The sequence below is a fragment of the Peteryoungia rhizophila genome, assembly GCF_004912145.1.
GTDB classification, from domain to species: Bacteria; Pseudomonadota; Alphaproteobacteria; order Rhizobiales; family Rhizobiaceae; genus Allorhizobium; species Allorhizobium rhizophilum.
In genome coordinates this window covers 161,769-184,686 of the sequence record NZ_STGT01000002.1, presented here as the reverse complement: position 1 = coordinate 184,686, position 22,918 = coordinate 161,769, and the positions used below count along the sequence as shown (strand labels likewise).

Annotated in this window: 22 protein-coding genes; 7 read left to right on the top strand and 15 right to left on the bottom strand. The window is 60.8% G+C overall.

The window, feature by feature from the left end; translation table 11 throughout:
• Positions 1-84: 84 nt before the first annotated feature.
• The 4 genes from E9677_RS06845 to E9677_RS06830 all read right to left on the bottom strand — a co-directional run bounded on the left by E9677_RS06845 (position 85) and on the right by E9677_RS06830 (position 4,308).
• The gene (locus tag E9677_RS06845) at positions 85-1,305 is read right to left on the bottom strand and encodes an extracellular solute-binding protein (protein WP_136557368.1); all 1,221 of its coding nucleotides are present in this window, start codon (positions 1,303-1,305) and stop codon (positions 85-87) included.
• A gap of 64 nt (positions 1,306-1,369) precedes the next feature.
• Entirely contained in the window at positions 1,370-2,230 is an 861-nt protein-coding gene (locus E9677_RS06840) for a carbohydrate ABC transporter permease (RefSeq protein ID WP_136557367.1), read from the bottom strand.
• Positions 2,227-3,111 (bottom strand): carbohydrate ABC transporter permease, encoded by an 885-nt coding sequence (locus E9677_RS06835; RefSeq protein WP_136557366.1) that lies wholly within the window; start codon positions 3,109-3,111, stop codon positions 2,227-2,229. The genes E9677_RS06840 and E9677_RS06835 overlap by 4 nt, the downstream gene beginning before the upstream one ends.
• A gap of 12 nt (positions 3,112-3,123) precedes the next feature.
• A complete protein-coding gene (locus E9677_RS06830; RefSeq protein ID WP_136557365.1) occupies positions 3,124-4,308 on the bottom strand; it encodes a Gfo/Idh/MocA family protein in 1,185 nt (394 codons plus the stop codon).
• Positions 4,309-4,791: 483 nt separating this feature from the next.
• Here E9677_RS06830 and E9677_RS06825 point away from each other — a divergent pair, with 483 nt between their 5' ends.
• From E9677_RS06825 to E9677_RS06805, 5 genes are read left to right on the top strand one after another with little or no spacing between them, the layout of a single operon-like run.
• Positions 4,792-5,559, top strand: a complete 768-nt coding sequence (locus tag E9677_RS06825) for a GntR family transcriptional regulator (RefSeq protein WP_136557364.1) — start codon at positions 4,792-4,794, stop codon at positions 5,557-5,559.
• A gap of 11 nt (positions 5,560-5,570) precedes the next feature.
• Complete coding sequence (locus E9677_RS06820; RefSeq protein ID WP_136557363.1) at positions 5,571-6,593, top strand: SIS domain-containing protein; 1,023 nt, start codon at positions 5,571-5,573, stop codon at positions 6,591-6,593.
• On the top strand, positions 6,590-7,774 hold the full coding sequence (gene nagA / locus E9677_RS06815) for an N-acetylglucosamine-6-phosphate deacetylase (RefSeq protein ID WP_136557362.1): 1,185 nt from the start codon (positions 6,590-6,592) through the stop codon (positions 7,772-7,774). Before E9677_RS06820 ends, nagA begins: the two co-directional genes overlap by 4 nt.
• On the top strand, positions 7,771-8,703 hold the full coding sequence (locus E9677_RS06810) for an ROK family protein (protein WP_136557361.1): 933 nt from the start codon (positions 7,771-7,773) through the stop codon (positions 8,701-8,703). The genes nagA and E9677_RS06810 overlap by 4 nt, the downstream gene beginning before the upstream one ends.
• A 1-nt stretch (position 8,704) precedes the next feature.
• The gene (locus E9677_RS06805; protein WP_136557360.1) at positions 8,705-9,205 is read left to right on the top strand and encodes a GNAT family N-acetyltransferase; all 501 of its coding nucleotides are present in this window, start codon (positions 8,705-8,707) and stop codon (positions 9,203-9,205) included.
• Positions 9,206-9,211: 6 nt separating this feature from the next.
• On the opposite strand, the gene E9677_RS06800 is transcribed toward E9677_RS06805, so the two are convergent.
• The 6 genes from E9677_RS06800 to E9677_RS06775 form a co-directional block, all read right to left on the bottom strand.
• Positions 9,212-10,063: a GNAT family N-acetyltransferase gene (locus E9677_RS06800; protein ID WP_136557359.1), complete on the bottom strand. Its 852-nt coding sequence runs from the start codon at positions 10,061-10,063 to the stop codon at positions 9,212-9,214.
• Complete coding sequence (locus tag E9677_RS06795; protein WP_136557358.1) at positions 10,060-10,803, bottom strand: aspartate/glutamate racemase family protein; 744 nt, start codon at positions 10,801-10,803, stop codon at positions 10,060-10,062. Before E9677_RS06795 ends, E9677_RS06800 begins: the two co-directional genes overlap by 4 nt.
• A gap of 4 nt (positions 10,804-10,807) precedes the next feature.
• Positions 10,808-11,626: an ABC transporter permease gene (locus E9677_RS06790; RefSeq protein WP_136557357.1), complete on the bottom strand. Its 819-nt coding sequence runs from the start codon at positions 11,624-11,626 to the stop codon at positions 10,808-10,810.
• Between the two features lies 1 nt (position 11,627).
• On the bottom strand, positions 11,628-12,533 hold the full coding sequence (locus E9677_RS06785) for an ABC transporter permease (protein ID WP_136557356.1): 906 nt from the start codon (positions 12,531-12,533) through the stop codon (positions 11,628-11,630).
• 186 nt (positions 12,534-12,719) lie between these two features.
• Positions 12,720-14,009 carry an ABC transporter substrate-binding protein gene (locus E9677_RS06780; RefSeq protein ID WP_136557355.1) on the bottom strand — a complete coding sequence of 430 codons (1,290 nt, stop codon included), beginning with the start codon at positions 14,007-14,009 and terminating at the stop codon, positions 12,720-12,722.
• Between the two features lie 32 nt (positions 14,010-14,041).
• Positions 14,042-15,130, bottom strand: coding sequence for an ABC transporter ATP-binding protein (locus tag E9677_RS06775; RefSeq protein ID WP_136557354.1), 1,089 nt, complete (start codon positions 15,128-15,130; stop codon positions 14,042-14,044).
• 261 nt (positions 15,131-15,391) lie between these two features.
• Between E9677_RS06775 and E9677_RS06770 the strand changes: the two genes are divergently transcribed.
• Positions 15,392-16,105: a GntR family transcriptional regulator gene (locus tag E9677_RS06770; protein ID WP_136557353.1), complete on the top strand. Its 714-nt coding sequence runs from the start codon at positions 15,392-15,394 to the stop codon at positions 16,103-16,105.
• A gap of 32 nt (positions 16,106-16,137) precedes the next feature.
• Here E9677_RS06770 and E9677_RS06765 read toward each other — a convergent pair whose 3' ends face one another.
• The 5 genes from E9677_RS06765 to ytfQ form a co-directional block, all read right to left on the bottom strand.
• Entirely contained in the window at positions 16,138-16,875 is a 738-nt protein-coding gene (locus E9677_RS06765) for a FadR/GntR family transcriptional regulator (RefSeq protein WP_136557352.1), read from the bottom strand.
• Positions 16,872-17,852 (bottom strand): galactofuranose ABC transporter, permease protein YjfF, encoded by a 981-nt coding sequence (gene yjfF / locus E9677_RS06760; RefSeq protein ID WP_136557351.1) that lies wholly within the window; start codon positions 17,850-17,852, stop codon positions 16,872-16,874. The genes E9677_RS06765 and yjfF overlap by 4 nt, the downstream gene beginning before the upstream one ends.
• Complete coding sequence (locus E9677_RS06755) at positions 17,849-18,892, bottom strand: ABC transporter permease (protein ID WP_136557350.1); 1,044 nt, start codon at positions 18,890-18,892, stop codon at positions 17,849-17,851. Before E9677_RS06755 ends, yjfF begins: the two co-directional genes overlap by 4 nt.
• Positions 18,889-20,412: a sugar ABC transporter ATP-binding protein gene (locus E9677_RS06750; RefSeq protein ID WP_136557349.1), complete on the bottom strand. Its 1,524-nt coding sequence runs from the start codon at positions 20,410-20,412 to the stop codon at positions 18,889-18,891. The genes E9677_RS06755 and E9677_RS06750 overlap by 4 nt, the downstream gene beginning before the upstream one ends.
• A 104-nt stretch (positions 20,413-20,516) precedes the next feature.
• Positions 20,517-21,479: a galactofuranose ABC transporter, galactofuranose-binding protein YtfQ gene (gene ytfQ / locus E9677_RS06745; protein ID WP_136557348.1), complete on the bottom strand. Its 963-nt coding sequence runs from the start codon at positions 21,477-21,479 to the stop codon at positions 20,517-20,519.
• A 360-nt stretch (positions 21,480-21,839) separates the two neighbouring features.
• On the opposite strand from ytfQ, the gene E9677_RS06740 reads away from it, so the two are divergent.
• Complete coding sequence (locus tag E9677_RS06740; protein ID WP_136557347.1) at positions 21,840-22,565, top strand: ParA family protein; 726 nt, start codon at positions 21,840-21,842, stop codon at positions 22,563-22,565.
• The last annotated feature ends 353 nt before the right edge of the window (positions 22,566-22,918 follow it).

Here is a 22,918-nt window from a genome sequence, read left to right as displayed (position 1 = left end):
TTGCCGACCTTGAAGGCCAGCCAAAACCCGCTTGATGATATCCGCGGGCCGAAAACCGGCCCGCGGAGCCTCGGTTGCCCGAGATTATTTGTACTGCTCGAGCTCGCCGGCTGCCTTCTTCAGCGCATCGGCAGGTTCTGCCTTGCCGGTGACAACCGACTGAACCAGCTCGATCATGACGTTCTGGAAGCCCTTGTAGTCGGTGAAGAGGGGCTCGGGACCACCATAGGCGATGCCGTCGATGAACGGCTTCCAGAAGGGCTCGTTGGCGACGAACTGGTCGACCACGGCGCCTGGACGAAGCGGGGTGAGGCCAGCGCCGCCCTGCAGTTCGTATTCATGCTGGATGTCGGTCGAGGTGATGTACTTGGCGAATTCGATCGCCTTTTCCTCGACGCCCGAGCCGCTGAAGATCGCGAGGCTGTCGGTGATCAGCAGCGTGCCTTCACCCTTGGCCGACGGGCCTTGCGGCAGCGGCGCGACACCCCAGTTGATCTTGGTGTCCTTCAGACGGTAAGCGGCGCCCGAGCCGGCTTGGATCATGCCGACCTTGCCATCGAGGAAGATGGCGCGGATTTCGTTCTGCTCGTAGGCGGTTGCACCTTCGACGGAGTAAGGCGTGATGTCCTTGTAAGCCTGGAGGGCTGCCAGAACTTCCGGGCTGTCGATGACGATGGTGTCGCCGTCGATGACCTTGCCGTTGTTGGTGTAAACCCAGTGCATGAACTGGTGCATGGTGTTGTCGAAGGTCTTGGCCGGCAGGCCATAACCGGCAGTGCCCGTCTTTTCCTTGATCTGCTTGGAGAATTCGATCTCTTCAGCCCAGGTCTTCGGCGGGGTTTCCGGGTCGAGGCCGGCGGCCTTGAACAGGTCCTTGTTCCAGTAGAGTGCCTTGGTCGAGAAGGCGACCGGAACGCCCCACTGCGTGTCTTCAAAGGTCACGGTGTCGACGATGTTCGGATAGTAGGAGGCCTTCTCCTCGTCCGTCATCGGAACCGGAACGATCAATTCGTTCTGCGCGAATTCCTTCAGCGTGCGCGAGCCGACATAGGCCATGGCAACCGGTGTGCCGGCAACGGCGAGCGTGGTGGCCTTGTCCTGGCACTGTTCCCAGCCGACGACTTCAGGCGTGACCTTCCAGCCCTCGTTCTTGCCTTCCCATTCGGCGATGTACTTCTCGTGGATCGGGTCGATCTTGTCTCCGCAATAAATCCAGCTGATCTCCTGGTCGGCCGCCAGCGTGGTGAGCGCCGAGCTGGCGAGCAGGGCGAACGAGCCTGCGAGCATGGTCAGTTTTCTTGTCATCGATAGTTCCCCTTTGTTGACAGGTTGAAAGCGTCCGGTTGGCCCGAATTTTGATTGGCAGCCTTTATTTCACAGCACCAGCGGTCAGTCCGCTGACGAGGTAGCGCTGCAGGAAGAAGATCACGATCATGGCGGGTGCAATCCCGACGAAGCTCGCCGCCATCAGCTCGTTCCAGATGACCTCCTGGCGACCGAAATAGGCGAAGAGGCCGATCGGCAGCGGCATGTACTCCGTCTTGGAGTTGAAGGTCAGCGCGAAGATGAACTGCTGGGCATAGGCGCCAATGAAGGTCGTGATAGCAACGACGGCAATACCCGGCATGGCGAGCGGCAGGACTACCCGGCGGAAGGTGTAGAAATAGCTGGCCCCATCGACATAGGCCGCTTCTTCCAGTTCGCGCGGGATGCGCATCATATAGGTGCGCAAGAGCCAGATGGCCGTCGGGATGAGAAAGGCGACACCCGGCACGATCATGGCAAAGTAAGTGTTGAGCACGCCCATGGACCGCATCAGCCGGAAAAGCGGGATGAGCAGCACGGCACCGGAGAACATGTTGACCGCGAGAAAGGCGCCGAGCAATTGGCCACGGCCTTTGAACTCAAAGCGAGCGAAGGCGTAGGAAGCAGGCACCACCAGGACTAGAACGACGAGGGTCGCGATCGTCGAGATGAAGAAGGAGTTGAAGATGTAGCGTGCAAAGCCCGGCACGCTGTCCCACATGGTGATGTAGGCGTCGAAGGAGCCGTTCTCCGGGAAAAAGCGATAAGGCGAGGAGAAGAGCTGGCTGAGCGGCTTCAGCGACACCAGAAAACCTTCGACAAAGGGTGCGAGCACGAAGGTGAGGAAGAGCGCGATGCCCGCATAGATGCCGACCAGTTCGTACCAGCGATAGCGGTTGATCAGGGCTGTCTTGTCGTAGCTCATCGGGCATGCTCCTGCGAAAGACGGCTGGTCACGCGGAAATAGGCGACGCAGAAGATCGACAGGAAGATGCAGATCAGGACTGCGCGGGCCGCCCCTTCGCCGTATTTCTTCGAGCCGATCGCGGTGTGATAGGTGTCGATGATCATTGTGGTGGTTTCGCCGCTCGGGCCGCCGCGCGTCAGGATCCAGATGATATCGAAGGAGTTGAAGGTGGAGATCAGCGAGATCATCGACATGGTGATCATCGCGGGCAGGATCAGCGGCAGGGTGATGCGACGGAAGCGGTAGAAACGCCCCGCACCATCGGTCCAGGCGGCTTCGTAGAGATCCTGCGGGATCGCCTGCATGGCAGCGAGCATGTAGAGCGTCACCATCGGCACGCCGATCCACACATCGGTGAAGATCGTTGCCCAGAAGGCGGTGGAACCATAGGCGAGGAAGGCCACAGGACCATCGACCACGCCCGTGCGCTGGAGCACGCCGGAGATCATGCCGAACTGACCGTTATACATCCAGCCCCACATGAAGATGCCGATTGCCATGGGCACGATCCAGGGCGGCATGGTGAGCACGCGGAAGAGTGTGCGGCCGGGCACGGCCGTGTTCAGCATGGCTGCACCAAAGGTGCCGATGATCATCTTGATCGACACGGAGAAGAAGGTCCAGATGAAGGTCCGGACGATCACAGTCGCGAAGGTGTCGTTGAAGATCTTCTCGTAATTGACCCAGCCAACCCAGTTCGTCGTCTTCCGGAGCGAGGCATCCGTGAAGGAGAGAATGAAGGTATCCACGAGCGGATAGGCGACGATGGCCGTGATATAGAGAAGGGCCGGCGCGATCAGCAGCCAGGCGAAGAGGACGGCGCTTTGGCGAGCTTGCATCCGACCGCTCCCTTAAGCCGACCGCGCGCGGGCAGAAGCGCCAGCGGGTCCATGAAGGCATGCATCGAACTTTTCCCAGACCGGCTTCAGATCGACGACCTTGCGGGCAAGCCGCGCCTCATCCATGGCAAGTGCCAAAATGCCGGCTTCGAGCGCATCGATGGCGGAAACCGGTTGCTTGGCACCCGTCTGCACAAAGGCGATCACGTCTTCAGCCATTTGCTCGTCGGCACCATAATGTTGCGACAGCGAGGACGGGGCCTTGTAGGTATTTGCGATCACCTTCTCATTGGTGCGCGCGTCATGCACGTCCATGAAACCGCGCACGAAGTCGCCTTCCGCCATGCCCTTGGAGCCGATCACGCAGAAGCGGCGGAACTCGTCCGGGACATTGAGATTGGTATGGAAGGTCATCGACACGCCGTTTTCGTATTCGACGATCGCGGTCTGGAAATCGATGATGTCGCCGTCGCTGTCGAACACCTTGTCGGAGCCCTGCCAGCCGCTCGGCTTGCGGTGATAGACGTTGAGATCGTTGAAGCCTTCTGCCTCGGGCGCATTCTCCGGCACGAAGCTCTTGCGGCCGCCGAAGCTCGCGACGAAGCGCGGACGAGCACCGACAACGCCATTGTAAAGGTCGAGGTCGTGGCAGCACTTTTCCAGCATGAAGCCACCAGCGTAACGCCCGTAACGGCGCCAGTCGCGCATGAAAAAGGCGCCGTGATAGGGCTTGATATGCTCGGACGCCTCGATCGAGACGACATTGCCGAGCCGCCCCTCTTCCTGCGCCTTGCGCAGATCGCGATAGAGCGGCGAATAGCGCAGAACCAGACCGACCAGCAGGCGGTCGTGGCCATAGGTATTCAGCAGCGAGGCGAGCGCGTAGCTTTCCTCGATGCTGGTGACGATCGGCTTTTCGGTGAAGACGGTAAGGCCAGCTTCGAGGCCGATGCGGATATGGTCGAGATGCAGGTGGTTCGGCGACCCGATCATCAAGAGGTCGAAGCTTTCGCCTGCGATCAGCGCTTCCGGGGTGTCATAGACCTTGCCGGCAGAGATGCCAAACTCATCAAGCGTTGCCATGCCGGCAGGCGCCGGATCGACGTAGCCGACGATCTCGAAGCTCGGATCAATCTCCTTGAACACCCGACCCAGATATCCAAGACGGAATCCGAGTCCGATAATCGCGACCTTCATGATGCATTCCCCTGCTTTCGTAATTATTTTTCGCAGACTGCGTCAATTTTCCAAGATCGTCAACACGGGAAGCAAAAATCACACCGTTGATGAAAATAGTTTTCATGATTGCCTGCGATATTGGATGAAGAGCCGAAATGCCGGGGCCTGCAGTCGCAACTCATCCCATTACGGAAGAAGGCGCAGAGGCTTTGGATTGGGCTCCTCTCCAATCGTTAATTTAAGATACCAAAACTAGTCCAATCGTAAAGCTAGATCTGTCAAAATTAGGGGATAAATGGCCAAATTCCTGTTTTTACGACGATATTTCTGCGTTCCGACATGAATACATGCATCAACTTCAAAACCATTTGCGAAATAGGTTTCTGGTTGGTATTGTTTTGACAAAGACCACCGAGGGGACGGAAACATGCAGATACCGATGACGGAATGCGCAATTGCCGTCCGCTTGTGGCCTGTCCGCCATTGGGGCAGTGAAGCCGCATGACTACAGCCCTCCCCCTTGAACAACTTCAGTCCGTCCGCGGCGGACCGCTTTACGTCAAGCTGCGAAAGATGATCGAGGACGCGGTCGCCTCGGGTCGCCTGAAGCACGGCGATGCCTTGCCGGCCGAGCGCGATATTGCCGAAGCAGCAGACATCAGCCGTGTGACGGTGCGCAAGGCGATCGATGAACTGGTGGAAGAAGGCCTGCTCGTCCGTCGACGTGGGTCCGGCACCTTTGTCGTAAAACCCGTCCCCCGCATGCAGCAGCCGCTGAGCCAGCTAACCTCCTTCACCGAGGACATGCGTCGGCGCGGCATGGTCGCAGGCTCCCGCTGGCTGGGTCGCGGCCTGTTTTATCCGACCGCGGAAGAAACCATGATGCTGGGTCTCGTCGGCGGCGCGCGCGTTGCCCGCATCGACCGCTTGAGAACGGCAAACGACATGCCGATTGCGCTCGAACGCACCAGCCTTCCAGACGACCTTCTGCCGGACCCGGACAGAATTGAGGACTCTCTCTACCTCTGCCTGCTGGACGCCGGCATCCGTCCTGTGAGGGCCAACCAGCGCATCTCGGCCGTTCTGCTGACGGACGAGGAAACCAAGCTGCTCGGCGTGCCACCCGGATCGGCCGCATTATCGGTGCAGCGCATCGCCTATCTCGAAACCGGCCGCGTGATGGAAATGTCGCGCGCGCTTTATCGCAGCGACGCCTATGACCTGGTTGCCGAACTCGGCATTGGCTCGCCCATGAAGCCTCAAGACTGAAAGCGCGTGACATGACCACCAAGATGCGTGAGGAGATCGACGAGATCCCCGCAGCCGTAGCCCGATTGCTGGACAGCTCCAGGACTGTTATATCAGATGCGGCGACCGCGCTGCGCGACAAGGACCCCGGCGTCGTCGTCACGATCGCCCGCGGCTCGTCCGATCACGCGGCTCACTTCCTGAAATATGCTATCGAGCTGCAGATGGGCCTGCCGGTCGCCTCGCTCGGCCCCTCGCTTGCCTCGATCTACGAGACGTCGATGAAACTCGGCAAGGCCGCCGCCTTTGCCGTTTCGCAATCCGGTGCAAGCCCTGATATCGTTGCCATGGCGAGAGGCGCCCGGGACGGCGGGGCGACCACGGTGAGCCTCGTCAACACGCTGCCCTCGCCACTCGCCGACGCCGCGACCTTCGCCATAGACATCAAGGCGGGTCCCGAAATCGCGGTTGCTGCCACCAAGTCCTTCGTCAACTCGATCGTGGCCGGCCTTGCGATCCTTGCAAGCTGGAGCCGAGATGATGCGTTGACCCGCGCCGTGGACACCCTGCCCGAACATTTCGACAAGGCACTCGCTTTCGACTGGAGTCCACTGCTCGAACCGCTGAAATCCGCAGACTCCCTCTACATGCTCGGTCGCGGCCCGGCGCTGGCCATCGCAGCGGAAGCTGCACTCAAATGCAAGGAAACCTGCGAACTTCATGCCGAGGCCTATTCCTCAGCCGAAGTGCTCCACGGCCCGGTCTCGATCGTCGGTCGCAATTTCCCCGTCGTCGCTTTTGCCGCCCGCGACAAGGCAGAAGCCTCCATCGCCGGCACCGTCTCGAAGCTCGCGGCCAGCAATGCCACCTGCTTCATCACCTCGGATCAGGCGACGGCTGGCCACAAGCTGCCTTTCATCGCAACAGGACATCCGATCACGGATGCGCTGGCCCTGATCGTTCCTTATTATGGCTTTATCGAATCCCTCTCCCGTGCCCGCGGCTTCAATCCCGACAAGCCGGTCGCACTGAAGAAAGTTACCGAGACCCAATGAGACAAGCCTTCGCCATCACTGCAAGCCGCGTCTTCGATGGGCACGCGTTCCACGAAGATGCAGCCCTCCTGGTCGACAACGGCCGGGTAAAGGCTGTTGTCGCCAGAGCCGACTTGCCCTCCGGCATTGTCAGGCAGGATGTGGGCGATGCACTGATTGCGCCTGGGTTCATCGACCTGCAGGTGAATGGCGGCGGCGGCGTGCTGTTCAACAACGATCCCACGCTCTCGGGCATCCGCACGATCTGCGAGGCCCATGCCCGTTACGGCACCACGGCTCTGATGGTCACGCTGATCACCGATGCGCCCGAGATCAAGCGCGAGGCGATCGCCGCCGGCGAGGCCGCAGCCAAGGCCGGTGAGCCGGGCTATCTCGGCCTGCATCTCGAAGGCCCGCATCTCTCGATTGCCCGAAAGGGCACCCATGATGCGGCCCTGATCCGCCCGATGACCGAAGGCGATCTCGACTATCTCGTCGAGCAGGCATCGCGTTTCGGCAACCCGATGATCACGGTCGCCCCGGAAAGCGTGAGCCCGGATCAGGTCAACCGCCTGGTTCAGGCCGGCTACCGCGTCAGCCTTGGCCACACCGACACCAGCTGCGCCAGCGTCGAGGCCTATGTGGAAGCCGGGGCGACACTCGTCACCCATCTCTTCAACGCCATGAGCCCTCTCGGCAATCGTGAGCCCGGCCTCGTGGGTGCTGCCCTCACCTCGCCAATCCTCCATTGCGGCCTGATCGCCGACGGCTTCCATGTCGATCCGGTGACCATGAAGATCGCACTCGCCGCCAAGCACGGCCCTGCTCACATCTTCCTCGTCACCGATGCCATGTCGACCATTGGCTCTGATGAGACAAGCTTCGACCTGAACGGCCGGACCGTCTACCGCCGCGATGGCCGGCTGACCCTTGCGGATGGGACGCTTGCCGGCGCCGACATCGACATGCTCTCCTGTGTTCGTTATGTGCACGAGAAACTCGGCCAGCCCTTGGAAGAGGCGCTGCGCATGGCATCGCTTTATCCCGCCGAGGCCATTGGCGCAGCGACCAAGGGAAGCCTTGCCGCAGGCCAGGATGCCGACTTCATCGTCCTCAGCTCTGATCTCAACATCCACTCGACCTGGATTGCAGGCGCCTGTGTCCATGGTGCCGCCACGGCGCCGAGCAGGGCCTTCGCATGATCGTCTGCTTCGATATCGGCGGCACTGCCATCAAGGGCGCCCTGGCAACGAGCCCGGAAGACATCCGGCCCTTCCCGCGCCAACCGACCCCGATCCACGATTTCGACGCCTTCGTCGCAACGCTCGCCTCCGTCATCGCGGAAGCCGAAGCCATTGCAGGTGAACGCCCCGCTTGCATTGCGATCTCGATCGCCGGCGTCATCGATCCCGATACGGCGAACGCCGTCGTCGCCAACATCCCCTGCATTCATGGCCGCCCACTGATGGCCGATCTTGAAGCTGCCCTCGGCCTGCCAGTCATTGTCGCCAATGATGCCGACTGTTTCGTGCTGGCCGAAGCCGGCATTGGCGCTGCCCGCGGCCATCGGGTCGTGTTCGGCGTCATCCTCGGCACCGGCGTCGGCGGCGGCCTCGTCATCGATGGCAGGCTGATCAACGAAAGCGGCTTTGCCGGCGAATGGGGTCATGGGCCGATCCAGCCGACGGAAGCCGGCACGCCTCCAATGCATGTGCCGCGCTTCCAGTGCGGCTGCGGCCAGGTCGGCTGCATCGACGCGATCTGCAGCGCGCGAGGGCTGGAAAAGCTGCACAAGCATATTCACGCCGAGCAACTGACCAGCGAGGAAATCATAGCCGACTGGCAGAGGGGCGACGCCAAGGCCGAACGCACCACCGATATCTATGTCGACATCCTCACCGATGCGCTGTCGATCGTGGTCAACGTCACCGGCACCACGATATTGCCCGTGGGCGGCGGCCTTTCGAACGTGCCGGCGCTCCTCGCACGGATCGACACGGCGCTGCGCGGCCGCATCCTGCGCAAGTTCAAGGCACCTATCGTCGTTCCCGCAGCCTGCGGCGTCGAGCCGGGCCTCATTGGAGCCGCGATCCTCGGTCTCGACTTCGCGAGAGAGCATCAAGGAGGCTGAGATGGCGGCGGACATGCTGGTAAAGCTCTACGATCTGCAGCCAAATCCCGACCTTGATCGGCGCATGGAAGCGGAAGGCATAACGATCCGGCGTGCGCTTGTGCCTGAGCTTTCAGGGATCTGCGCCTGGATAGAGCCCCGTTTCGGCGCCGGCTGGGCATCAGAAGCGACGGCAGCAATCATGCGCCAACCGGTGACCTGCTGGATTGCCCATGAAGGCGAAACGCTGCTCGGCTTTGCCTGTCACGAGGCGACGATGAAGGGTTTCTTCGGCCCGACCGGCGTGGATGAGAAAGCCCGGGGCCGTGGCATCGGTCATGCACTGTTGATCCGTACGCTCATCGACATGCGCGACCAGGGCTATGGCTATGCCATCATCGGCGGCGCTGGCCCCATGGGCTTTTATGAAAAGAGCGTCGGTGCCATCGCCATCCCCGGCTCGTCGCCTGGCATCTACAAGGACATGCTGCCACTTGCCGCACCGTCAGGCATGGCGGACTGAGAAACCTCAGCCGAGCTCCAGTGTGGTGATCGCATAGACGCCTGTCTTCTGCGTTTGAGGCGGCTCGCCTCGATACATACGCGACGTCTGGAACCCCCGTTTGAAGCCGAGACGGCCGAGCAGGTAGCGAAAGCCTTCCTGGTATTCCGGCACATCCAGATGCACTTCCTCGCCCTTGAGGTTGGCGAGACATATCTTCAGGAGATCCTCAGCCGTACGACCATCCATGGCAGACAACGGCCCGATCTTGTAGCCACCAAGGCAAGGTCGCATCACGGCATAGCCGGCCACCACACCTTGCCGGCGGCAGAGGAAGGCACGACGCGGCGGCTTCAGCCAGTCAGAGAGGAAGTCTTCTCTCGGCGCGGGAAAGAACGCCCGATCGAGCGCAAGGATCTCAGCGAGATCACCCTCGGTGATCGCCTCGCATCGCGCAAAGCTCGCAGGCAGAGCCGGCATGCGATCGATGCTCCAGCGCACGGTGCCATAGGCGGGCGCGAAACCCATGCGGCCATAATTCGCCTGTTGCTCGATAACCCCGTCGAGGCCGATCACGCGATCCGCCAGATGCGCCATTCCAGCTTCCCAAACCCGCCGGCCGAGGCCCCTGCCCCGAAAGTCCGGATGGCAGATATAGAGTCCAATAAAGCCGAAGCCGTCACCGTAGCGCACGGCCGAGATCCCGGCTGCGAGCCGCCCTTCAACAAAGCAGCCGATGAAGCCCTCGGGATCGGCGGAACGGAAGGCTGCGGCATCGCCATGCCCAGGGTTCCAGCCTTCGAGCGCCGCCCAGTCGACAAGCTCCTCGACTTCGCCAGCCGCCAGGACCCGGATCTGCCCATCCTCGGCCACGCTCATACGCCCATGGCAGCGGGAGAGAAACGGGCGAGATCGCCGTGATAGGTCTTGGTGACGGGTGTCGCGTAGGCGCCGCGCTTGGCAGTCGACAGGCCCTGCGCAATCAGGCTCTCCGCCTGTTTCACGGCAGCCGCCACCCCGTCGACGACGGGCACGCCGAACTCCTGCCGGAGTGCTGCCGTCAGATCAGCCATACCGGCACAGCCGAGCACGATCGCCTCGGCCCTGTCGTCCTTGAGCGCTGCAGAAATTTCACTGCGCAGCCGGTCACGGGCGTTGGAATTGGGATCTTCGAGCGAAAGCACTGGCACATCCGCTGCCCGAACCTTGCAGCGGCTACCCATACCGTAGCGATGCACGAGATGCTCTACCGGCAGCCGCGAGCGCTCCATGGTCGTCACCACGGAGAACCGTTGTGCGATGAACGACGTCGCAGAGAGCGCCGCCTCGCAGATGCCGATGACGGGGATGGAAGCGAGCGCCCGGGCCGCATCGAGCCCGGTATCGTCGAAACAGGCAATTACGATCGCCTGCGCACCCTCACGCTCCGCCTTGGCGATCTCCAAGAGAAGCCCAGGAACGGCAAAGACCTCGTCGTAATAACCCTCGATCGAGACCGGCCCCATCGACGAGGTGATCGCCACGATCTCGGTTCCCGCATGCGCGACCCGCCGCGCTGCATCCGCAATCGTCGCGGTCATGCTGGCGGTAGTATTCGGATTGATGACGGCAATTTTCATTTGGCTATGCCCGGCCCCTGCGGCGGTTCATGGCGATGATGAGACCGAGCGTTCCCGCAATCACCAGGAAGGAGAAGAGCGTCGTCACCGTGCCGAGCGCATAAAGCACCGGCGTCGTGACATTGGTCGTCATGCCATAGATCTCGAGCGGCAGCGTATTGTAGGTGCCCGACGTCATCAGCGTGCGCGCAAACTCGTCATAGGAGAGCGTAAAGCCGAAGAGCCCGACCCCGATCAGCGGCGGTGCGATCATCGGCAAGACGACATGCCGAAAGGTCTGCCAGGACGTGGCGCCGAGGTCGCGTGCGGCCTCTTCGTAAGCCGGCGAGAACCGGTTGAAGATCGCAAACATGATCAGCACGCCGAAAGGAAGCGTCCAGGTCAGATGCGCGCCGAAGCCGGATGTGTACCAGGCCGGCTGAAGACCCAGCTGGCTGAACAGCACGCCGATGCCGAGCGAAATGATGATCGAGGGCACGACGAGGCTCGCGACGGAGAGATAGAAGAGCGCCGTTGCCCCAGCGAACTTGCGGCGGAAGGCGAGCCCCGCGAGCAGCGACACGACGACCGTCACCACCATGACCATGATACCGAGCGCGAAGGACCGCCGGAACGAGCCGCCGAAGTCACCGACAGCCTGTTGCTCGAAGAGATTGCCGAACCAGTGAAACGACATGCCGTTCAATGGAAAGGTCAGGCCGCCATTCGGCCCCTGGAAGGACAGGATGACGATGGCCGAGAGCGGCCCGTAAAGAAAGAGCACGAACAGGGTGAAAAAGGCGGCGAGAACGTAGAATTCGCGCGGTCGCTTGTCGGACTGCATCTCAGAGTTCCTTCCGGATATCGACGACGCGTAGGATGGCGGCGACCATCAGCAGCACCAGCGCCAGCAGCACCACGGCATTGGCGGCAGCCGCCGGATATTGCAGCAGTGACATCTGGTTCTTCATCATCAGCGCGACCGAAGCACTTTGCCCGCCGGACATGACCTGCACGGTGGAGAAATCGGCCATCACAAGCGTCACGACAAAGATCGTGCCGATCGCCATGCCGGGCTTCGACAAGGGGATGATGACGTTTGTCAGGATCTGCCAGCCACTGGCGCCGGCATCACGCGCCGCTTCCAAGAGCGAACGGTCGATACGCATCATGGTGTTGAAGATCGGGGTGACCATGAACAGCGTGTAGAGATGCACCATCGCAAGAACCACGGCAAAATCGGAATAAAGCAGCCATTCGATCGGCTGTGGCACGATGCCGGCATTGACCAGCGCCGAGTTGATCAACCCGTTGCGCCCGAGCACCGGGATCCAGGAAATCATGCGGATGATGTTGGACGTCAGGAACGGCACCGTGCAGACGAGGAAGAGGACGCTCTGCATCGTTGAGGTGCGAACGTGGAAGGCGAGGAAATAGGCGACCCAGAAGCCAACGAAGAGCGTGATCGCCCAGACGATGAAGGCGAATTTCAGCGTGTTGAAATAGATCTTCCAGGTCACCCAGGAGCCGAGTGTCTCGGTGTAGTTGAAGGTGACGAAATCAGGATACATCTGGGCGAAGTCATAGTCCCAGAAGGAGACGGTGCCGATCATCAGGATCGGCAAGAGCAGGAACGCCCCGAGGATGAGCATGAGCGGCGTCGCCTGGATGTAGGAGACGAGCCTAAGCGGCACACGGATCACGCGTTTCGGCTTCGGCTCGCCGACCCCCAGAAATCGCACTTCCACCATGATGTTAGGTCTCCTGTCGCTGCAAAAAAGCAGACAGAGAGAGAGTTGCCCCTCATCCGGCTGCCGCCACCTTCTCCCCGCACGCGGGGAGAAGGCACTTGTGGCACGGTCGGCGGCTCGCCCCTTCTCCCCGCATGCGGGGAGAAGGTCCCGGCAGGGGGATGAGGGGCCAGCGCCGCAGTAAGATCAGGCCGCGATGAACTCGTTCCAGCGACGGACCATGTAGCGGTCTTCGTCCATGACCGAGTTCCAGCAAGCGACCTTGCCCATACGCTCTTCGAACGAGCCGCCGTCGCGAACTGCACCAGCCTTTTCCATGACCGCACCTTCCGGAGACATGATGTCACCGGTCGCAGCCTTGCCTTCAATCCAGTAGCCCCACTCGTCGGCGGACATGAATTCCTTCGCGGTTTCCATGCAGGCCGAGTAGTAGCCCTGGCGGTTGAGATAGCCGCCGACCCAGCCGGACGTGTACCAGTTGATGTATTCATAGGCGGCATCGAGCTGCGCGCCTTCGAGATGTGCGGCAAGACCCAGGCCGCCGCCCCACGAGCGATAGCCTTCCTTGAGCGGCTGATACTTGCAGGCGATGCCCTTGGAGCGGACGGCGGCAACGGCCGGCGACCACATCGACTGGATGACGACTTCGCCCGATGCCATCAGGTTGACGCTCTCGTCGAAAGACTTCCAGAACGCGCGGAACTGGCCGTCCTGCTTGGCCTTGATCAGGAATTCGATCGTCGTGTCGATCTCGGCCTGCGTCATGTTGCCCTTGTCGGCATATTTGATGATGCCCATGGCTTCGCAAATCATCGCGGCATCCATGATGCCGATCGAGGGTATGTTGAGGATCGAGGTCTTGCCTTTGAAGGCCGGGTCCATGATGTCGGCCCAGGAAGTGATCTCGCGGCCTACGAGGTCGGGACGGATGCCTAGCGTATCGGCATTGTAGATCGTCGGCATCATCGTGAAGAGCTCGGTTTCGCCGGATGCAAATGTCTTCGCATCCTTGCTCTCGACATAGCCGACAGTATGCGGCGCAGTGCCCTGGGCAATCACGCTGTCAGGCAGAAGCTTGCCGTTCTTGAACAGCGGAACGACCTTGTCGTAGAATTTGAGCTTCGACGTTTCCATCGGCTGGATGACGCCGGTCGGATAGACCTTCTTCAGGATCCAGTATTCGATGTCGGCGATGTCGTAGGAATTCGGCTGGGTGACGGCGCGCTGGGCTGCAGCGTCAGAGTCGGTCGCCGTCATCTCAAGCGTAATGCCGAGGTCTTCCTTGCACTTCTGGGCAATCGCATTGATGTTCGATACGCCGGTGCCGAACTGGCGCAGCGTGATCGGATTCTGTGCCCAGATCGTCGGGAAGCCGGTAATAGCGCCGGAACCGGCGGCAAGGCCGGCGGCGGCCGATGCGGTCTTCAGGAATGTGCGGCGGGATACGCCCTTCTTCGTTTTGCTGCTGTCTGACATTGCGCTGTTCTCCTGGTTTTATTGGTTTGGTTTCATTGCACGATGCGTCCGAGGACGATCGAATCCGGCTGATCCCATGACAGGGTGACGCCTTCCCCGACGCGAACCGGAGAGGCAAAGAAAGCCGCGTCCGAGAGGACGGCGGTGAATTCGTCGGTGAAGGCGGTGGTCACGGTCAGCTTCACCTTCGCGCCGAGATATTCGACATTCGAAACGATGCCGTCGAAGCCGAGACCATCTTCTCGTACCGCGCCGATGCGCACATGGTCGGTCCGAATGGCGATATCGGCCGTCTCGTGTTCGACCGGCGCTGAACCGAGCGCGAAGAAGCGCCCACCGCCGACCACCTCGATGAACAAGCCGTCGGTTGTCCGCTCAACAATCCGCCCCGACAGGACATTGTGGTCTCCCATGAAGCGGGCGACGAAACCGGTCGCCGGCCGCTCGAAGACGGCGCGCGGCGTGGCGGCCTGCTCGATGCGACCCTCGTTCATGACGACGATCAGGTCGGCAAGTGCCATGGCCTCTTCCTGGCTGTGGGTCACATGCACGAAAGTGATGCCGAGCGTGGTCTGCAGCTTCTTCAGTTCGGCCCGCATGCGGATCTTCAGAAACGGGTCGAGCGCGGAGAGCGGCTCGTCGAGCAACAGCGCCTCCGGCTTGGTGATCAGGGCTCGGGCAAGCGCCACACGCTGCTGCTGGCCGCCCGAGAGCTGGGCGGGGCGACGGCTGGCATAGCCCTCGAGCTGCATGAGCTGCAGCATTTCCATCGCCTGCCGACGGCGGGTCTCCTTGTCGATACCTTTCATCTTCAAACTGAAGGCGACATTGTCGACAAGGTCGAGATGCGGAAACAGCGCATAGGACTGGAACATCATCGCCGTACCCCTTTGGGCCGGCGGCAGCGTGGTCACATTGCTGTTTCCGAAGATCACGTCTCCCGAGGAGACACTTTCATGCCCGGCCACCATTCGAAGCGTGGACGTCTTGCCGCAACCGGAAGGCCCGAGCAGGCAACAATAGGTACCGGCCGGGATCTTCAGGCTGATGGCATGAACCGCGGTCGACGTCCCGTAGGTCTTGGTCACGGCGGCAAGTTCGATGTCGGCGGCTTTCGTCATGACGGCTCCTTCGTCTCGCCATTGACGATGCATTTGCCGTGCCAGTTCCATGGCGCCACGCTAAGTGCTTGAATCCCCTAAGCGCGATTGCTGCGGCGCAAAAGGAATAAGCAATCGGGTTGACTGCATGCACACGAATTAATCGATTGGCTTCAATTCATCAGCACAATTGTATGCAATATGTAACGCGTTTGGTGCGCTTGGGACCTTTCGCGAATGTCGGCGTCAAGTTAAAAGGATGAGCAGACACCGGATGGATCTATGAACGCCAAGAGCTCGCTCCGCAGGCAACTCGACCCAAACCTCGAAGACCGCGCCCGCGCGATCCGAGACGCCTTGCGCGATGCAATCGTTGACCGACGACTTGCCCCAGGAACGAAGCTTTCCGAAGCGGAGGTCGGCACGCTCTTCGATGTGAGCCGTACGGTCGTGCGCGACGCATTGCAGATGCTGGCTTTCGAGGGACTGGTAAAAACGGAACGCAATCGCGGCGCCTTTGTCTCGAACCCGAGTACGGAAGAGGCCCGCCAGGTCTTCGCCTCGCGCCGACTGATCGAAGCAGGCATCATCGCCGCAGCCGCCGGGCGCATCACGCCTGATGATCTAACAGCGTTCCGGGAACACCTGAAGGAAGAAGCCCGCTACCGCGCCGAGCGCGGCGCTTCGGCTCGCCGCGCCGAAATCAAGGCGTCCGGCGACTTCCACCTGATGCTGGCCAAGGTCGCAGGCAATCAGGTCCTGGAAAAGTTCATGGACGAGCTCGTCGCCCGCTCATCCCTCGTCATCGCGCTTTATGGGCGGACCGGCATTTCCAGCTGCGGCCACGACGAGCACGACGAGATCCTGAACGCGCTGGAAAAGGGCGACGTGAAAAAGGCGACGCATCTCATGATGCATCACATCGACCACATTGAAGCAGATCTCGATCTGTCCATGGCCGAAGCCCGGACACTGAAGGACGCCCTCGCCCTCTGAACTCTGCAGAAAGACTGGATCTCGAGCGTACCTCAGGCCGACCGCTGCGCCACCTTGCGGTCGTGCTCGATGGTCTCGAGCATGGCATTGCGCGCTCCAGCTTCGTCGCCATACTCGATCCGGTTGACCAGCAGCCGGTGCTTGTCGAGCAGCGTATCCAGAACGCAAGGATCCGGTGCAGTCATCAGCGCCTTGTAAGCGAATGCGTGCGCGAGTTCGATGACCCCGTACAGTGCCCTCACGAAGGGGTTGTGGGCGGCGTCTGCGATGATCCGGTGCAGTTCGAAATCGGCGAGTGCGAAGTTCTGCAGCGAACCCAGCGAGGTCTCCATCTGGTGGATCCAGTAGAGCATCAGGCGGATCTGGTCTGCGGTACGCCGTCTGGCAACTTCGGCAGCAGCCTGCGGCTCGAGCGAGCGGCGCACCTCATGCAGCCCGGCAAGGAACTCCGGATCGAGCGGCGCTTCGAGGTGCCAGGCCAGCACCTGTGGATCATAAAGGTTCCAGCGGCTCTTCTTGGAGACCTTGGTGCCGACCTTCGGCCGGGCCTCGAGCAACCCCTTGGCTTCGAGCGTCTTCAACGCCTCACGCAGGACAGTACGGGACACCTCGAACTCTTCCATGAATTCGGCGTCGTTCGGCAGGGTCGTCCCAACGGGATAGCGGCCGGAAATGACCCCGGCCCCGATCTCGTTGATCACATGCGAATGGTAGTTACGCGCCGTCGACCGCCCAGACAGGGAGCGAAGAAGGCTCCCCGGCTCACTCATGCAGGGGCCTTCTTCAGACGTGTCCGCCCGGTCTGCGCGGTAAACACCAGCTTCTGGAGCAAGATGAACATGAACAGCAGGAACCCGATGGCGATTTTAGTCCACCAGCTGGAGAGCGTCCCATCGAAGACGATATAGGTCTGGACGAGGCCCTGCAGCATGACCCCGATCAGGGTTCCGAAGATGAAACCATAACCGCCCGTCAACAGGGTTCCGCCTATCACCACGGCTGCAATCGAGTCAAGTTCGATGCCGACCGCAGCGAGCGGGTAGCCCGCCGAAGTGTAGAGCGAATAGACGATGCCCGCGAGCCCGCCAAGGAAGGACGACAGGGCATAGATACCGATGGTCACTTGCCCGGTCGGAACCCCCATCAGCGACGCCGAATTGGCGTTGCCGCCAATGGCGTAGACATAGGAGCCGAAGCGCGTCTTGTGGGCGATGAAACCGAAGACGAGGAATGTGCCGAGCATCAAAAGACCGATGAAGCTCAGACGCCCGCCACCGGGCAGCCGGTAGTAGAGACTGGAGATCGTGCGGTAGAATTCATGATCGATCGGGATCGAATCCTGGCTGAGCACAGAGGCCAGGCCGCGCGCGAGAAACATGCCGGCAAGCGTCACGATGAAGGGTGGCACCTGCAGGAAGTGGATGACCGCGCCCATCGAGGCCCCGAAAGCGGCAGCAAGCGCCAGCACGATCGCAAACACGGCCAGCGGATGGATCCCCATCCAGGAGATGAGAATGGCGGTGATCACACCCGTCAGGCCGATCACGGCCCCGACGGAGAGATCGATGCCCCCGGAAATGATGACGAAGGTCGCGCCGACGGCGGCAATGCCGAGAAAGGCATTATCCGTCAGGAAATTACCGAACACCCGCGTCGACCACATCGCCGGAAACTGGAAGATGCAGATGGCATAGGCGATCACGAAAATGAGGGTGGTCGCGGCGAGAGGGCGATAACGCGGATTCATCGTGCCTGTCCCGAAGTTTGGCCTGAGGTCTTGGTGGGTGTCGTCGGGACCGCCTGGCGCGGGCCGAACCTGCGGCCGAGCACCTGGGCGATCCGGGCTGACTGCAGCACCAGAATGATGATAATCATGCCGGCCTTGACGATCAGGTTGAATTCCGGCGGGAAGCCCGAGACGAGCACGCCGGTGTTCATTGCCTGGATGATGATGGCGCCGAGGACAGACATTGGGATCGAGAACCGTCCGCCGAGCAGCGAGGTCCCACCGATGACGACCGCCAGGATCGCATCGAGTTCGAGCCAGAGACCGGCATTGTTGGCGTCCGCCCCGCGAATGTCGGCAGCAGCAATGATGCCGGCCATCCCGGCACAGAAGCCACCGAAGGCATAAATGCAGAGAATGAGGACCTTGCTGCGTAGCCCGGTGTAATTGGCCGCAGAAAGATTGATACCGATCGCCTCGATAAACAGGCCGATCGCCGTTCGACGCATGAAGAGATGCGCCACAAGCATCAGGGCGATCGCGATCACGGCCGGCATCGGCAGACCGAAGAGATTGCCTGTGCCGACGAAGATCAGCGCCGGATCGGAGAAGGTGACGATCGAGCCTTCGGTGATCAACTGTGCCACACCTCGCCCCGCCACCATCAGCACCAGGGTGGCGACGAAGGGCTGTATGCCGAGATAGGCGACCAGAATACCGTTCCAGAGACCGCAGAGAACCCCGACCGCCAGGGCGGCGGCAAGCGTCACGATCAGCGGCTGACCGGCAACCGCACTGGTCGCGGCAACCGCACCGGCGACCGCCATCACGGCACCGACCGAGAGATCAACGCCCTTGGTCGCGATGATCGCCGTCATGCCGATCGCCAGGATCGCGACAGGCGCGCCGCGATTGATGACGTCGATCAGGCTGCCGAACAGCCGACCGTCCTGCCAGGTCACGTTGAAGAAGCCGGGAAAGACCAGCCAGTTGAAAAACAGCACGCCGGCCAGCGCCAGAAGCTGTGGAGATATGATGCGCGACATGGAAAGCCTTTTCATGCCTCGACCTCCGCCGGCAGCGCGGCGATGGTCTGGACGATGACACCGGGAGTGATATCGGCGCCATGCAACTCGGCGACCATCTTGCGATCGCGCATGACGACGACACGCGAGGAGTAACTGACGATTTCGTCGAGCTCGGAAGAGATGACGACCAGCGCCAAGCCATCTTCACGCAGACGGCTGATCATCCGCACGATCTCGGCATGCGCGCCAACATCGATGCCGCGTGTCGGCTCGTCGAGAATGAGGAAACGCGGATCGGTCGCAAGCCAGCGGGCGAGAATGACCTTCTGCTGGTTGCCACCCGAGAGAAGCTTGACCGGCAGCTCGGCCGACGCGGTGCGGATATCGAGCGCTTCGATGAAATTGCCGGCGATCTCCAGCTGCTCGTCGCGGTTCAAGGCCTTGAACCAGCCAAGCCGCGCCTGCATGGCGATGACGATGTTCTCGCGAACCGACAGATCACCGAAGATGCCGTCGATCTTGCGGTCTTCCGGGCAGAAGCCGAAGCCGAGTTCGACGGCTTCGCGCGGGTTTCGCACCTGCCGTGTCGAGCCGTCGATCTTGATCGCGCCGCTATCGGCATGGTCGATGCCGAACATCAGCCGCGCCATTTCTGTACGGCCGGAACCGAGGAGACCGGCGACACCTACGACTTCGCCGCGATGGATCTTGAGATCGAAGGGCTGGACGCTGTTTGTAAGGCCAAAGCCCTCGAACTCCATCAGCGTTTCGCCGACTTCGCCCTCTTCTCCCAGGACGTCGGGATGGTGAAAAGCCAGGTCCTTGCCGAGCATCATGCGTACCAGGCTGGTGCGGTCGAGCGAAGTGATCGCCTGGGTGCCGACGAGACGGCCGTTGCGCAGAACCGTCACGCGGTCCGACAGTTCGAAGACCTGATCGAGAAAATGGGTGATGAAAACGATGGCCAGACCGCGGTCGCGCAACTGCCGCACAATGCTGAACAGCTTCTCGACTTCGGACCGGTCGAGACTGGCGGTCGGCTCGTCGAGGATCAGCACCTTGCCGGAAAGCTCGACCGCGCGGGCGATGGCAATGATCTGCTGAACGGCGACGGAAAAGGTCGAAAGCTCCGCTTTCACATCGATATCGAGACCATAGGTCGTCAGGATTTCGCGCGATTCCCGCTCCATCCGGCGCTTGTCGACCAGACCGAAACGGTTTGTCGGCTGTCGGCCGATGAAGAGATTGTCGATGACGGTCATGTTCGGCAGGAGGTTAACCTCCTGATAGACCGTGCCGATGCCGAGTGCCTGGGCCTGCTGCGGCGTGGTGAAATTGACGTTTTCGCGATCGACGGAGATCATGCCGCCATCTGGAATATAGGCGCCTGTCAGGATTTTAATCAGCGTCGATTTGCCGGCGCCGTTTTCGCCGAGCAACGCATGCACCTCGCCGCGATGAAAGGCGATATCGACGCCGTCGAGCGCCGTATGATTGCCGAATGTCTTGGTGATGCCCGCCGCCGCAAGCACGATCGATGGATGCTCGGTCATATGCCTCTTCCCCTACTCCCACGAAGCTATCCCCGATCAAACCCGGGAGAAAGCGACAGAGACCCCGCCACCAGGGAGGGCAGGGTCCTGCCGGGAGGGTTACCTTAGTAACCGAGGCCCTTGCGGTTGTCATACTCGCCCTGCGGGTTGTCCGCAGGTGTGTAGAGCTTGGATTCCGTGATGATGAACTTTTCCGGCTCCTTGCCGTCCTTCAGGAAGGCGTCGAGCGCATCGAAGGCAGGCCCTGCCATGTTCGGGGTCAGTTCCACGGTGGCATTGGCTTCGCCGGCAACCATGGCCGCGAAGATATCCGGAACGGCGTCGATCGAAACGACGAGAATGTCGGTGCCCGGCTTCAGGCCGGCATCCTTGATCGCCTGGATGGCGCCGACGGCCATATCGTCGTTATGGGCGTACATCGCGCAGATATCCTTGCCGCCGTTTTCAGCCTTCAGGAAGCCTTCCATGACTTCCTTGCCCTTGGCGCGGGTGAAGTCACCAGTCTGGCTGCGGGCAATCGAGATGTTCGACTTGCCGGCGATGGCTTCTTCAAAGCCCTTCTTGCGGTTGATCGCAGGCGTCGAACCGACGGTGCCCTGCAGTTCAACGACCTTGCACGGCTTGTCGCCGACAGTGGTGGCCAGCCATTCGCCGGCAACGCGGCCTTCCTTCACCTGATCGGAAGCGACCGAGGTCAGGTAGAGATCCTGCGGAGCGTCAACGCCGCGGTCGAGCAGGATGACCGGAATTTCGGCTTCCTTGGCTTCCGTCAGAACGTCTTCCCAGCCAGTTGCGACGACGGGAGCAACGAGGATGGCGTCAACGCCCTGGGCGATGAAGCCGCGGATGGCCTTGATCTGGTTTTCCTGCTTCTGCTGTGCATCGGCGAACTTCAGTTCGATGCCGCGCTTTTCAGCTTCGAGCTTGGTGACGGATGTTTCGGCAGCGCGCCAGCCTGATTCGGAACCGATCTGCGAGAAGCCGACGGTCAGGTCTGCCGCCATGGCAGACGAGCAGCCGAGTGCAATCACGCTTGCGCTGAGCGCAAGCTTGCGAAGAAATGTCATGATGTCCTCCCTTGAAAAGACACCGCCTCCACGGTGCCTGCGATTATGCATAGGCAACGTCTGAGCGGCTGTAAAGAGCAAAAGTACTATTATATGTTGTGCACTGCAGCATAGACTTGCCGCGCGCCTCTCGCGCCCATCACTCTACTTCAGGATGCCAAAGATTAACAGCCACCCACTACAGCCCCACCCTGGAGAGCGCAGATGGCCCAAGAAAGCCCTAAGTTTAGCCAAAGCGCATAACCTCCCTAAAAGTCGCAATATCTTGTTAACCACGTTTCTTTATAATTTTGACTGCACGATGCCTGTGCCTTTTGCATGAGCGATTCCGGCTCCCGAGACCCGAACCAGGAATACCCCATGGCAGTGATCACTTTCGCAAACACGAAAGGCGGCGCAGGCAAGACGACCGCAGCCCTTCTGCTCGCCACCGAACTCCTCCATCGCAATCATCGTGTCTGCGTTTTGGATGCCGATCCGCAGCGGTGGTTCTCACGCTGGCAGGAAGGTGCACCGCTCATCCCCAGGCTTTCGGTTGAAACCTATGTCTCTGCTTCAACGATCCAGAAGATCGTGCATGAACGTCGGCAGGAATGGGATTTCGTCATCATCGACCTCCCCGGCATCCAGTCGCCTCTGCTGGCATCTGCCGTCGGCCTTTCCGACCATGTCATCGTTCCGATCCAGGGAAGCAGCATGGACGCGCAGGGCGGCGCACAGGTTCTCGATCTGCTACGTTACCTGGACCGTAAGGCCGGCATCCGCATCCCCCATTCTGTCGTGCTGTCCAGGGTCAATCCCGCCATCACCACCCGTTCGATGTCGGCCGTAAAAAGGCTGCTGGCCGAGCAGCAGATCAATGTGCTCGACACGCCGATCTCCGAAAGGGCAGCCTACCGCGAGATGTTCGATCTCAATCGCCCCTTGCGCAAGCTCGAAGGCACGGCAACCGGCAGCGGCGAAAAGGCGATCCGCAATGCCGAAGCTTTCGCTTCTGAAATTCTCGCCATGGTCGCGCCCGGCAAGACGCTGGACAGATCTTTGATGAGCAGACGGAACATGGCCTGCTACGAAACCGCGGCCTGAACTCCCTCGGCACAACCGATAGACGAAGAGAGCTTGCGTCAGCATCCCCATGGATGGCTGGCGCAGTTGCGCTTAATAGCCAAAAAACGACAGAAATGTCGCCGCTGCAATTTCGCCCCATAGAACTTCTAGCGTCAAGCAAATCACGGAGCCGTGAAGTCTCCGGGGTAACGATTTCGTGCCACGTTTCGTCCGGGGATGACGAAAGATCGCAGGCGAGCGCAACAACCGGCCACATTCCGGCCAAATTTGAACAAGGTTTCAGGGCCTATGAAGATGAAAATCTCATCGGTCATTCCTTATAAGAACCCTTGTGGAGTGACTGGATTTGATCGAAAACAAAACAGTTTTTC